This is a genomic window from Dyadobacter sp. CY351 (assembly GCF_021502625.1).
GTDB classification, from domain to species: Bacteria; Bacteroidota; Bacteroidia; order Cytophagales; family Spirosomataceae; genus Dyadobacter; species Dyadobacter chenhuakuii.
Genome location: NZ_JAKFFU010000011.1, coordinates 58619 through 70678, shown reverse-complemented (window position 1 = coordinate 70678; position 12060 = coordinate 58619). Strand labels below are relative to the sequence as shown.

The following is a 12060-nucleotide window of genomic DNA, read 5'->3' as shown; positions in this document are numbered from 1 at the left end:
GATACGAATTTAATAAATTTCAAACAATATAAAACCCTTTCCGGATTAGAGAAAGGGTTCAAACGAATCAAAACATAACCTTTCCCGTATTTACGGTATCAGCAAATTCAGGAGATTAAGGTTCAATTCGAGTGCGTTCATGATATCAGGTTGCGAAATTTCGCTAACAACATTTTGTTCTGCAAATAAAACATAAGTTTTCCTTCAAACAAATATTATTTGGTAAAACTTCTATTAAATCAGATTCTCTTCAAAAGCTCAGCACCAGCCGATTGCGTGTTCAATAGCAAGTGCGCAGGCGTCGAAGCATCCGAAATGTCTTTTGTACGGAAACCATCTTTCAAAAGTTTATCAACCGCCGCAATAATCGCATCCGATTCTTCTTTCAAGCCAAATGAAATGTCCAGCAACAATGCAGCAGAAAGAACAGAAGCTAACGGATTAGCAATGCCTTTTCCAGTAATGTCATGCGCTGAACCGTGGATCGGCTCGTAGACGCCCGTGCTATCGCCCACAGAAGCAGACGCCAACATGCCCATAGAGCCTGCAATCTGGCTTGCTTCATCCGTCAGAATGTCTCCGAACAAATTAGCCGTTACCACAACGTCGAAGCGTCTTGGATCTTTGATCAGCAACATTGCCGCTGAATCCACAAACTGGTGTTCAACCGTAACATCCGGATACTCAGGAGCAAGCGCCTGGATCACTTCTCTCCACAAACGGCTTGTTTCCAAAACGTTGGCTTTATCCACTGACATCAATCTTTTGCCACGCGTACGAGCAGCTTCAAATGCCTTGCGGCCAATGCGTTCTACTTCGTATCTGCTGTATTCCGCAATGTCGTAAGCAGTGTTGTTATCGTTTTTACGACCTTTTTCACCAAAATAAATATCCCCCGTAAGCTCACGGAAGAAAAGAATATCCGAACCTTTCAGAATTTCAGGCTTAATCGAAGACGCACTCAAAAGCTCATCAAACAACTTGATAGGGCGCAAATTGGCATACAAACCAAGCTCCTTACGCATTTTCAGCAAGCCTTGCTCCGGACGAACTTTGGCAGTTGGGTCATTGTCATATTTCGGATGGCCTACGGCGCCGAATAGGATTGCATCCGAGTTACGCATTTTTTCAAGCGTTTCATCCGGAAGCGGGTTACCAGTCGCTTCAATCGCAACGTGGCCCATTAATGCTTCGTCATAGCTGAATTCGTGACCGAATTTCTCAGCAATTTTTACCAAAACACTTTTCCCAACTTCTGTAACTTCCTGTCCGATTCCATCCCCCGGAACGATTAGAATATTTTTCTTCATTAATTGTTTGAATTGATAATCAATTATTTAATCATTTTCATTCTCGCCAAAAGTAGTGGCAAATCTTCTCTTATGGTTGCAAAAACGGCGTTGGATGAGATTCCAAAATATTCATGAATCAGCTTATTTCGCATTAGTTTCATCAATCGCCATTCAATATCTGAATGTGCTTCTTTGAAAGCATCTGAAACTTTGGTCGCTGCTTCACCGATGATTTCAAACCGGCGATAAACCGCATCCTGTAACATCAGACTTACTTCAAAATCCGTTTCCGATTTCCCTTCTACATAGTCCATTATAATCTCAATCGACTCTATAATGTCCTGAATGTAAACCTGATCGTCCCGAATCATATAAGCTCGACCGTATTCTCAAAAACATATTTTTGAATGGAAGACTTAACGGCCTTGAACTCAACCAGATCAATTTTCCGCTTGAACATTGATTCTAATTCATCTTCAATACGCAAAATATCAAACATAGTAAGCCCACTCGCTTCAATTAAAAGGTCAAGATCACTATCATCATTCTCCTCATTTCGTGCAAAAGAACCAAAGACAGCCGCCTTTGTCACTTTCTTTTGCAAAAGATAGTTTTTGAGGTTTTGATATAATTGTGCCTTGTCCATTCTATTATTTTTTGGTCAAATTAATCAAATCGCGCTAACCAGCGGGATCTCACCGATCAGTTCCGGGCTTGCGGGAATGCCGATTAGGTTTAGCATTTTTTGCGTGGCCATAATGGCTGAGACGGTTTGGTCAGAGTCTAATCCTCTGGTTTTTACGTCCTTGCCGTTGATTTCCCAGGTAATGATCGTTTCGCAAAGAGCGTCGGTTTTGCCGCCAGGCGGGATGCGCACTGCATAATCCGTCAGCATGGGCAGACTGATTCCTTTACGGCAATATATTTTCTTCAACGCATTCATAAAGGCATCATACTGACCGTCGCCCTGCGCATTTTCTTCGAAAATCTCGTCTTCAAACCTGATTTGCAGTGTGGCAGAAGGCTTTAAATTTTTAGAATGCGTGAGCACGTAATTGACGATAACAACCTTCTCCTCAATGGCATTACTAGCCAGAATATCAGAAATGATATAGGGCAGATCCTCAGGCGTCACCGCTTCTTTGCGATCGCCGAGTTCAATAATCCGCTGCGTGACTTTTTTTAGATCCGAGTCAGAAAGGGAGATTCCCAGATCCCTCAGATTATTCTCAATATTAGCTTTTCCGGAAGTTTTACCCAAAGCATAAAGCCGCTGACGACCGAAACGCTCTGGCATTAACTTACTGAAATACAGATTGTTCTTTTTATCGCCATCCGCGTGAATGCCAGCTGTTTGGGTAAAGACACTTTCACCAACGATTGGCTTATTAGATGGGATCCGGACACCAGAAAATGTCTCAACCAGCTTGCTAACCGTGTATAATGAGCGCTCGTTGACAGACGTTTTAAATTCCGGCATGAGGTCATTGATGACTGCAATTGTGCTCGCCAGCGGCGCATTACCCGTTCTTTCACCCATGCCATTCACCGTCAAATGCAACCCATGCGCACCTGCACGCAATGCTTCCATGACATTCGCAACGCTCAGGTCATAGTCGTTATGCGCGTGGAACTCGAAATGGCTGTCAGGATAACGGTCAACGATCGACTTGACAAAAGTATAGGATTCCGAAGGCGTTAGAATTCCCAGCGTATCAGGCAGCAAAATCCGTTTTACCGGCTGAGTCACCAGGAAATCAAGCGATTGGAAAACATATTCGGGTGAATCCCGCATGCCGTTGCTCCAATCTTCAAGATAGACATTGCAATCGATACCTTGGTTTTCAGCCAATTCAATCACCTTACGAATGTCTTCAAAATGTTCGGCAGGCGATTTTTTGAGCTGATGTTTTAAATGATTCAGCGAACCTTTGGTCAAAAGATTCATTACACGCGCGCCCGATTCCAGCATCCAGTTAATTGACGCGTCGCCGTCTACAAAAGTTAAAACTTCAATTTTATCCAGAAAACCATTGGCCCTTGCCCATTCAGTGATTTTCCGGACAGCCTGAAATTCTCCTTCCGAAACCCGGGCCGAAGCGATTTCAATGCGGTCTACCTTCACTTCCTGCAACAGGATTTGCGCAATGGTCAACTTTTCTGATGCGGAAAACGACACGCCGCTGGTCTGCTCACCGTCGCGGAGTGTCGTGTCCATTATTTCAATATAGCGGCTGTTCATAAGTGCGGCGGCCGGCTTTAATAGATTCTTTCTGCTTCAAACTCCTTGATCTCGCCTTTCATAGCTTGCAGATAATCAATATCGTCGAAGCCATTCATCATGTTATGTTTTTTATAACCATTGATGTCGAAAGATTCAGATTCGCCGGAGCCTACGATCGTGATCGTCTGCGCATCAAGGTTCACCTCGAATTCCGCATTTGGATCCGCCTCAATGGCCTGGAATATTTTATCCAGAAATTCGGGACTAACCTGAACCGGCAAAATGCCGATATTCAATGAGTTACCTTTAAAAATATCCGCAAAAAAGCTGGAAACCACGCAACGGAAACCATAATCATAGATCGCCCAGGCAGCATGCTCCCGGCTCGATCCGCTTCCGAAATTGTGACCGCCTACCAAGATTTTTCCTTTGTAAATCGGATTGTTTAATACAAAATCCGTTTTCGGCGTATCATCGCCATTGTAGCGCCAGTCACGGAAAAGGTTGTCGCCGAATCCTTCGCGCTTGGTTGCTTTCAGAAAACGCGCAGGGATAATCTGGTCTGTATCAACGTTTTCTATCGGCAAAGGAACTGCCGTACTTTTTAAAACTGTGAATTTATCGTAAGCCATGTTAATGTCGGGTTTGAATTAAAGAAGATCACGTGGGTCTGTAACAACGCCGGTCACTGCCGCAGCCGCAGCCACCAATGGACTAGCCAGAAGCGTTCTCGCGCCCGGGCCTTGGCGACCTTCGAAATTCCGGTTTGACGTGCTGACAGCATATTTTCCGGCTGGAATTTTGTCATCATTCATCGCCAGACAAGCTGAGCATCCTGGCTGACGAAGCTCAAAACCGGCTTCCGTAAGAATGTCCAAAATCCCTTCTTCTTTAATCTGCGCCTCCACAATGTGTGAACCCGGAACAACCCAAGCCGTCACATTATCAGCCTTTTTACGACCTTTTACAATCGAAGCAAATGCACGGAAATCTTCAATGCGACCATTGGTGCAGCTTCCGATGAAAACATAGTCGATTTTCTTTCCTAGCATGGATTCATTTTCATGAAAGCCCATGTAAGCTAATGACTTATCATATGTAGACTTTCCGCCTTCGACTTGTTCCGAAGTTGGGATATTCCTGGATATTCCCTGACCCATTCCCGGATTCGTTCCGTAAGTGATCATGGGCTCAATGTCCGCTGCATCGAAAGTATATTCTTTGTCAAAAACAGCGCCTTCGTCTGTTTTCAGTGTTTTCCAGTAAGCAAGCGCCTCGTCCCACTTCTCTCCTTTTGGAGCCTGGTCGCGACCATCAATGTATGCAAATGTAGTTTCGTCCGGAGCGATCATGCCGCCGCGTGCACCCATTTCAATGCTCATGTTACAAACCGTCATACGGCCTTCCATGCTCATATTTCTGAAAACGTCACCCGCATATTCAACAAAATAACCCGTTGCGCCGGCTGTTGTCAGTTTGGAAATAACATAAAGCGTCACGTCTTTCGGCGTTACTCCCTTTCCTAATGTTCCGTTAACATTCACACGCATTTTCTTAGGCTTAGGCTGCATGATGCATTGTGAAGAAAGCACCATTTCAACCTCAGAAGTGCCTATACCAAAGGCAATTGCGCCAAAAGCACCGTGTGTAGATGTATGTGAATCCCCGCAAACGATCGTCATGCCGGGAAGTGTAATTCCATTTTCTGGGCCCACTACGTGCACAATTCCGTTTCTGGCATGGCCTAGGCCCCAGTGCGAAATTCCGTATTTTAATGAGTTGGTTTCCAGTGCTTTCAATTGATTCGCAGAAAGCGCATCCTGAACCGGAAGGTGTTGATTGATTGTCGGCGTGTTGTGGTCGGCAGTCGCGAATGTTCTTTCAGGATACATTACACCAATATTTCTGCTTTCCAGACCCAGGAATGCAACCGGACTGGTTACTTCGTGGATAAAATGACGGTCGATAAAGAACACATCCGGACCATCTTCAATTTTGCGTACAACGTGTGCGTCCCACACCTTGTCGAAAAGGGTACTTGCTTGATTACTCATTTTTTTATTATTAAAATTTCGCCTCTTCAAGACTGACTTCTAAGAAATTGCGATTCAAACCGCCCTTTTCCCAAAAGGAGAACTGAGATTACAAATTACCACAAATTCAACCGAATAACGATAACGTTAAAGGTTCAAAAAATAGTGATTTTGGTTTTTAAGAGAAGTTTGAGCGGAAATTGTTATTGGCAGTGTCGACTTAGCGCCCGGCGGTCATATTAAGCAGCGCATCTTTTAAAGGAGGCAAATGGATTTCTATGATGCGCCAGACGATTTCATAATCAATTCCGGCATAATCGTGCACCAAAATATGTCTTGATCTAATGATCCGCATCCATTCAATTTCCGGATATTGCTCACGAATGTCTTTTGGAACGCGATTGGCAGCCTCACCCAAGATTTGAATGTTCCTAATCACCGCATCCCGCGTTTTCCGATCTGCCAGGAAATCATCGAAGCCCATTCCCAATGTATATTCCAGAACCGTTTCAACGGAATCCAGCATATCCAGAAATAATATGGAAGGTGCCCGCTCAGACATAAATTAAGCTTTTTTCAATAAAAGGCAATAATGGGGCTTTCAAACCTTTTTTACTCACGAGGTCAACCTTCGTTTGAAGAATATCTTCCAGTTCAATAGCAAGATCGATGAATTCAAAACCGACAGGAGCCGAGAATTCGACAAGAATGTCTACATCACTGCTTTCATTGGCATCATTTCGGGCATAGGAGCCGAAAAGAGCCATTGATTTTAAAGGATATTTGTTGAAAAAATAGCCTTTTGATTTGTTCAATTTATCTAATACGGTCTGTGTAGTCATGGCAAGCACATTATAACAATGAAGCTAGGCTTTTCAAAACACAATCCCAAATTACGCCTGCTTCTTCGGCGTCCTACCGAACTTCTCCTTATAAGTCTTTATAAAATGGGAAACGCTTTCGTAGCCGATCTCTGTGCTGATTTCCGAAACGTTTTTAGTGCTGTTCCTTAGCAAAAAATCGGCGTAATCGATTCTTTTGTTTTTAAGCCAAAGCGCTGGGGAGGTGTTAAATTCGTCTTGGAAATCTCTTTTGAATGCGGATAGGCTGCGTCCGGAGAGCCGTGCTAGTTCGTTTAATGTGAGTGGTTTGAGATAATAACTGTTCATCAGGAACGACAAATCGGCTTTTTCTCCTTTGTACAAACTGTAAAGAATAGCGCGAAGCTGTTTTGAATTGTCCAGTTCGAGTAAATGAAGCAGTAACTCCTGAAATTTAAGCCGGAGGAAATGATTTTTCAATTCAGTACGCGATCGGAAATAAGGGAAAACCGATTGAATGAACTTCTCAAAATTCTCGTCTGACTTTAAAAGCAAAATCGGGTTTTCCAGCACTGCCGTTGCTTTGGAAGGATTAAAAAGCTCAGGATGCAGACTGACGAATTCCTTTAAAAGCTTTTCATCAAAGAAGAAAACCAGACTTTTATAAGACTCATTAATCGACTCTGACATTAGATAAAAACCGCGCTGGACAAACAGAATGTCACCTTTTTCAACATGCACTTCTTGGGTAGGACTTGTAAATTTCTTTTCCCCTTCCAAAACCACAATCACGGCATGTTCTTCAAAAAACACGTCATACTTGGACGGATAGACCTCGTTGCGATACGCAACAAAAGTCATATCCTGAATCTTTAAGGATTCAAATTCCTGAGAGCTGATATCGGAAGGGACGCGGAGCATTTGTTAAACCATAAATTGAAACAAATCCGGCTGGTCATTCAAATATTCGTAAACAACCCGGTTCGCGTCCATTCGCTCGATTAATGGTGCGAAATCTTCGCGATTTTTCAGCTCGATGCCGACTAATGCAGGGCCTTGTTCGCGGTTGGTTTTCTTGACATATTCAAATCTAGCAATGTCGTCGTTGGGTCCGAGGACATTCAAAAATTCGCGAAATGCGCCGGAGCGTTGAGGGAAACGGATGATGAAGTAATGTTTTAAGCCTTCGTAGAGCAACGAGCGCTCTTTGATTTCTTCGGTTCTGGTAATGTCATTATTGCCTCCACTGATCAATGCGACGACATTCTTGCCTTTTATTTCTTCTTTTATTAAATCCAATGCTGCAACCGTGAGCGCACCTGCGGGCTCTGCAACGATGGCTTCTTCGTTATAAAGCTGCAAAATGGATGAGCAAACTTTGCCTTCCGGAACGAGGATCACTTTATCCAGACTTTTGCTGCAAATCTCAAATGTGATTTCCCCGGCCCTGCGAACCGCCGCACCATCAACGAACTTGTCAATGTGCTCCAAAGTAACGACGTGCCCCTCCTGCATGGATTGATACATGCTCGGTGAACCTTCGGGTTCGACGCCTATCAGCTTTGTTTTGGGCGAAAGTTGTTTGAAAACCGTTGAAATCCCCGACGCCAGGCCTCCGCCGCCAATCGCCATCAGCAAATAATCAATCTTGAAATCAGCGTCTTTGAAAATCTCCAGACCCACCGTTCCCTGACCTTCAATCACCTGCAAATCATCAAATGGATGCACAAAGACGGCATTATTCAAGGTTTGATATTCTTTGGAGGCATAGTAGGCATCGTCATAAGTATCGCCTACCAAGTGGATCTCGATCCATTCCTGACCAAACAATCTAACTTGTTTTACTTTCTGCGCTGGCGTGGTTGTAGGCATGAAAACCGCTCCTTTGACCTGCATTTTCCGGCATGCATAAGCCACTCCTTGCGCATGATTGCCAGCGCTCGCACACACAATCCCGCCTGCAAGCGCTTCGGCGGACATGCTTGCCATTTTGTTATACGCACCACGAATTTTGTAGGAACGCACGGTTTGCAGATCTTCCCTTTTCAGATAAATGTTAGCCTGATATTGTTCCGAAAGATGCGCATTGTAGAAAATCGGTGTGTGGTTAATGATGCCTCGAAGCCTCTCGGCAGCAAGAAAAATATTATCTAATGTCGGAGCGGAGTGAGCTGTATCCATTGCTGTTAATGAAAAAAGCCTTGCATGCTGCAAAGCTTCATATTTCTTTCTCAATTCTCAATTGCCGTTGGCTTAAGCCAACGGCAAAGAAAAAAATCTAATTAATTGTTCTCTGGGCGCAGGCTGCGAACAGTTTTGCCTGATTGCCACATTTCTGATTCGCGAAGCTCAGCCAATTCTTCTTCCAATTTCACGCGATAATCAGGTTGCGAGTTACGGGTAATAGAAATTTTAGCTTGCTCGCCGCTTTTCACAGAGTTGTAAAGTTGTTCGAAAACTGGCTTAGTAGCGTCACGGAATGGTTTCCACCAGTCCAATGCACCGCGTTGTGCTGTTGTAGAGCAGTTTGCGTACATCCAGTCCATGCCGTTTTCAGCAACAAGCGGCATCAACGATTGCGTCAATTCTTCAACTGTTTCGTTGAATGCTTCTGATGGAGAGTGACCATTTGAACGCAACACTTCGTATTGTGCTGCGAAAATTCCCTGGATAGCACCCATCAATGTTCCGCGCTCGCCTGTAAGGTCAGACGTAACTTCACGGTAAAAATCAGTTTCGAATAAATATCCTGAACCAACACCGATTCCCATTGCGATGCATTTCTCACGCGCTTTGCCTGTTGCATCCTGGAATATTGCAAAAGAAGAGTTCAAGCCTTTTCCTTCTACGAACAAGCGGCGAAGTGAAGTTCCTGATCCTTTTGGAGCAACCAAATACACGTCTACATCCGCAGGAGGGATAATTCCGGTTTGATCTTTGTAAGTTACACCGAAACCGTGTGAGAAATACAACGATTTTCCGGCAGTAAGATTAGCCTTAACAGTTGGCCATAATTCAATTTGAGCGGCGTCAGAAAGCAGGTAACAAATGATTGTTCCTTTTGCCAATGCTTCTTCCAATTCGAAAAGTGTTTCGCCAGGAACCCATCCGTCAGCAACGGCTTTGTCCCACGACTTACCTCCTTTGCGCTGTCCAACGATCACATTGAATCCGTTGTCACGCATGTTCAAGCTTTGGCCTGGGCCTTGTACGCCGTAACCAATTACAGCTATGGTTTCATTAGAAAGTACTTCACGTGCTTTTTCAAGAGGAAATTCTTCACGGGTTACTACTTCTTCTTCGACCCCGCCGAAATTTAATTTTGCCATTGATTATTGATTGGATTATTGATTACTCGATTTAAAAACAATATTAGGTAAAGTTGACCGGTTACTGATAATACTCCCACTCAGCCTCAGGAAGATAATCGACCAGCGTCTGAGGCGATTTACTCACCGCAACACGTCCTGATCTCACAAATTCCAGGATTTCGTGCGGTTTTATATAGTCAAAAAATTCAAAGATCTCTTCTTCCGTGCCCGTTTTCTGGATGATCACATAAGTCAAATGCCAGTAAACGACCCACGCTTTGTAAGTTTTGTTAATGGTCTCAATATCAAGTGGTTTTGCGCCAATTGGCGTTGAGATTTTAAACAATGCGATCTCATTATAAGCGATATCGTCATTGAGATAACCAAAAACAGCCAGCACTTCAATCACTTTACGGATCTGGCGCACGAGCTTTTCAACTGCATCGCGCGACTCATGGCGAATGACGATGGTAAACCTTGAAATACCCTTACGCTCCGTTTCGGAAACAGTAAGACTATCGATATTAATGCGTCTGCGTGTCAGAATGGTGGTAATCTTGTTCAGAATACCAATCGTATTTTCTGTAAAAACACAAATGGTGTATGTTGTCATGATCAATTAATGTCTATTTTATTCCAATCTGATATCTGCCACGCAAGCTCCGGTTGGAACCATTGGGAACACATTTTCTTCTTTTTCTACCAAAACTTCCAACAAGTAAGGCTTATCGGAAGCCAGCATTTTATCCAGCGAATCATTCAAATTCTCCCTGGCACCGCAAGTGTGGCCGTCGATCCCAAAACCTTTTGCTATGGTGATGAAATCGGGGTTTTGCAGCTCTACAAATGAATAGCGTTTCTGGTGGAAGAGCTGTTGCCACTGGCGCACCATTCCAAGGAAATTGTTATTCAAAATGATGATCTTAACCGGCAAACCGCTTTGTGCAATGGTCCCCAATTCCTGGATCGTCATTTGGAAACAACCGTCGCCAATAATCGCAACAACCTCACGATCAGGCGCTCCTACTTTCGCCCCAAATGATGCAGGCAATGCAAAACCCATTGTTCCTAATCCCCCGGAAGTAATGAAAGAGTTTGCTTTTTTGAACTGATAATAACGCGCAGTCATCATTTGGTGCTGACCCACATCCGCTACAATCACCGCTTCGCCTTTTGTTTTATCGGAAAGCGTCCGGATCACCTCAGCCATTTTGATCTTTTCCGTTGTCGGAGCAAGTTCTGGCTGCGTAATTTTCTGATCCTCAATCGCATCGTATCTTTTAAATTCCTCGCGCCATGCTTCGTGGTTATTTTCCTTAACCAGTGGAAGCAACATTTCAAGCGCTCTTTTAGCATCACCTACAACCGGTGCGTCCGCTTTTACGATCTTGTCAATTTCCGCAGGGTCAATTTCAATGTGAACAACCTTCGCCTGCTTGGCATAACGGCTCAAATCACCCGTAACGCGGTCATCGAAGCGCATTCCTACTGCAATAATGACGTCACATTGATTGGTCAACACATTAGTCCCGTAATTTCCATGCATTCCCAGCCAGCCGACATAATTAGGATGGTCGCAAGAAACGGAAGAAAGTCCGAGTAATGTTGAAGCCGCAGGAATATCAGTTTTTTCAATGAATTGGATCAATTCCGCTTCTGCATTCGCAATCTGAACACCATGTCCAAAGAACAGGAACGGACGTTTTGCCTGATTGATCAATTTTGCAGCCGCTGCAACCTGCTCATCTTTTGGAGACAAGCGTGGGTGATAGCTAACCAGTTTTTCACATTTTTTGTGAACAAATGGCCGTGTCATCAATTTTTGCTGCGCATCCTTTGTAATGTCGATCAGGACAGGTCCCGGGCGACCGGATTTTGCTATATAAAACGCTTTTGCAATAATCTCTGGAACTTCATCCGCGTTGGTAATCTGGTAATTCCATTTTGTGATCGGAATGGTAACGCCCATCACATCCGTTTCCTGGAATGCATCCGTTCCCAACAAATGAGAAGCCACCTGACCAACAATGCAAACCATTGGTGTTGAATCGATTATCGCGTCAGCGATTCCGGTTACAAGGTTCGTCGCTCCTGGGCCTGATGTTACCAGGCAAACGCCCACTTCACCCGTAATGCGTGCAAAACCTTCCGCCGCATGTGCCGCACCTTGCTCATGACGCACCAGAATATGGTTAACCTGATCCTGATAATCGTAAATCGCGTCATAAACCGGCATGATCGCCCCACCCGGATAACCGAAAATGGTCTCAACCCCTTCCGCGATCAGCGACTGGATCACCGCATGTGAACCATTGATCAACTCCGGCTTAGCAATCGAAGCCACCGGCTCAACTGCTTGCATTGTTTGTGTTTGATTTT

The 12060-nt window shown here is 44.3% G+C and carries 13 protein-coding genes; all 13 read right to left on the bottom strand.

The genetic code is table 11. The annotated features are described in order from the left end of the window. Positions 1 to 239 precede the first annotated feature (239 nt). Positions 240 to 1310, bottom strand: coding sequence for a 3-isopropylmalate dehydrogenase (leuB, locus tag L0660_RS19410; RefSeq protein WP_233799143.1), 1071 nt, complete (start codon positions 1308 to 1310; stop codon positions 240 to 242). A gap of 23 nt (positions 1311 to 1333) precedes the next feature. Next, a complete protein-coding gene (locus tag L0660_RS19405; protein ID WP_235160951.1) occupies positions 1334 to 1663 on the bottom strand; it encodes a DUF86 domain-containing protein in 330 nt (109 codons plus the stop codon). Beyond that, positions 1660 to 1938, bottom strand: coding sequence for a nucleotidyltransferase family protein (locus L0660_RS19400; protein WP_235160950.1), 279 nt, complete (start codon positions 1936 to 1938; stop codon positions 1660 to 1662). The genes L0660_RS19405 and L0660_RS19400 overlap by 4 nt, the downstream gene beginning before the upstream one ends. Before the next feature lie 24 nt (positions 1939 to 1962). Then, positions 1963 to 3534, bottom strand: a complete 1572-nt coding sequence (locus L0660_RS19395; protein ID WP_233799146.1) for an alpha-isopropylmalate synthase regulatory domain-containing protein — start codon at positions 3532 to 3534, stop codon at positions 1963 to 1965. A gap of 17 nt (positions 3535 to 3551) precedes the next feature. After that, positions 3552 to 4148, bottom strand: coding sequence for a 3-isopropylmalate dehydratase small subunit (leuD, locus tag L0660_RS19390; protein ID WP_233799147.1), 597 nt, complete (start codon positions 4146 to 4148; stop codon positions 3552 to 3554). An 18-nt stretch (positions 4149 to 4166) separates the two neighbouring features. After that, entirely contained in the window at positions 4167 to 5570 is a 1404-nt protein-coding gene (leuC, locus tag L0660_RS19385; protein ID WP_235160949.1) for a 3-isopropylmalate dehydratase large subunit, read from the bottom strand. 199 nt (positions 5571 to 5769) lie between these two features. Then, positions 5770 to 6111 carry a DUF86 domain-containing protein gene (locus L0660_RS19380; RefSeq protein ID WP_235160948.1) on the bottom strand — a complete coding sequence of 114 codons (342 nt, stop codon included), beginning with the start codon at positions 6109 to 6111 and terminating at the stop codon, positions 5770 to 5772. Continuing rightward, the gene (locus tag L0660_RS19375) at positions 6104 to 6391 is read right to left on the bottom strand and encodes a nucleotidyltransferase family protein (protein ID WP_235160947.1); all 288 of its coding nucleotides are present in this window, start codon (positions 6389 to 6391) and stop codon (positions 6104 to 6106) included. The genes L0660_RS19380 and L0660_RS19375 overlap by 8 nt, the downstream gene beginning before the upstream one ends. A gap of 51 nt (positions 6392 to 6442) precedes the next feature. Next, complete coding sequence (locus L0660_RS19370) at positions 6443 to 7291, bottom strand: response regulator transcription factor (RefSeq protein WP_235160946.1); 849 nt, start codon at positions 7289 to 7291, stop codon at positions 6443 to 6445. A gap of 3 nt (positions 7292 to 7294) precedes the next feature. Next, the gene (gene ilvA / locus L0660_RS19365) at positions 7295 to 8551 is read right to left on the bottom strand and encodes a threonine ammonia-lyase (RefSeq protein WP_235160945.1); all 1257 of its coding nucleotides are present in this window, start codon (positions 8549 to 8551) and stop codon (positions 7295 to 7297) included. A gap of 101 nt (positions 8552 to 8652) precedes the next feature. Then, complete coding sequence (gene ilvC / locus L0660_RS19360; protein ID WP_235160944.1) at positions 8653 to 9699, bottom strand: ketol-acid reductoisomerase; 1047 nt, start codon at positions 9697 to 9699, stop codon at positions 8653 to 8655. Between the two features lie 61 nt (positions 9700 to 9760). Continuing rightward, the gene (ilvN, locus tag L0660_RS19355; RefSeq protein WP_026631940.1) at positions 9761 to 10294 is read right to left on the bottom strand and encodes an acetolactate synthase small subunit; all 534 of its coding nucleotides are present in this window, start codon (positions 10292 to 10294) and stop codon (positions 9761 to 9763) included. A gap of 18 nt (positions 10295 to 10312) precedes the next feature. Then, entirely contained in the window at positions 10313 to 12043 is a 1731-nt protein-coding gene (ilvB, locus tag L0660_RS19350) for a biosynthetic-type acetolactate synthase large subunit (protein WP_235160943.1), read from the bottom strand. Positions 12044 to 12060: the final 17 nt, after the last annotated feature.

Excerpts from the sequence above, each read along its gene's own strand:
- L0660_RS19405 (WP_235160951.1), bottom strand. The coding sequence starts at position 1,663 with ATGATTCGGGACGATCAGGTTTACATTCAGGACATTATAGAGTCGATT.
- ilvC (WP_235160944.1), bottom strand. The coding sequence starts at position 9,699 with ATGGCAAAATTAAATTTCGGCGGGGTCGAAGAAGAAGTAGTAACCCGT.
- leuD (WP_233799147.1), bottom strand. The coding sequence starts at position 4,148 with ATGGCTTACGATAAATTCACAGTTTTAAAAAGTACGGCAGTTCCTTTG.
- ilvA (WP_235160945.1), bottom strand. The coding sequence starts at position 8,551 with ATGGATACAGCTCACTCCGCTCCGACATTAGATAATATTTTTCTTGCT.
- L0660_RS19380 (WP_235160948.1), bottom strand. The coding sequence starts at position 6,111 with ATGTCTGAGCGGGCACCTTCCATATTATTTCTGGATATGCTGGATTCC.
- leuB (WP_233799143.1), bottom strand. The coding sequence starts at position 1,310 with ATGAAGAAAAATATTCTAATCGTTCCGGGGGATGGAATCGGACAGGAA.
- ilvN (WP_026631940.1), bottom strand. The coding sequence starts at position 10,294 with ATGACAACATACACCATTTGTGTTTTTACAGAAAATACGATTGGTATT.
- leuC (WP_235160949.1), bottom strand. The coding sequence starts at position 5,570 with ATGAGTAATCAAGCAAGTACCCTTTTCGACAAGGTGTGGGACGCACAC.
- ilvB (WP_235160943.1), bottom strand. The coding sequence starts at position 12,043 with ATGCAAGCAGTTGAGCCGGTGGCTTCGATTGCTAAGCCGGAGTTGATC.
- L0660_RS19395 (WP_233799146.1), bottom strand. The coding sequence starts at position 3,534 with ATGAACAGCCGCTATATTGAAATAATGGACACGACACTCCGCGACGGT.
- L0660_RS19400 (WP_235160950.1), bottom strand. The coding sequence starts at position 1,938 with ATGGACAAGGCACAATTATATCAAAACCTCAAAAACTATCTTTTGCAA.
- L0660_RS19375 (WP_235160947.1), bottom strand. The coding sequence starts at position 6,391 with ATGACTACACAGACCGTATTAGATAAATTGAACAAATCAAAAGGCTAT.
- L0660_RS19370 (WP_235160946.1), bottom strand. The coding sequence starts at position 7,291 with ATGCTCCGCGTCCCTTCCGATATCAGCTCTCAGGAATTTGAATCCTTA.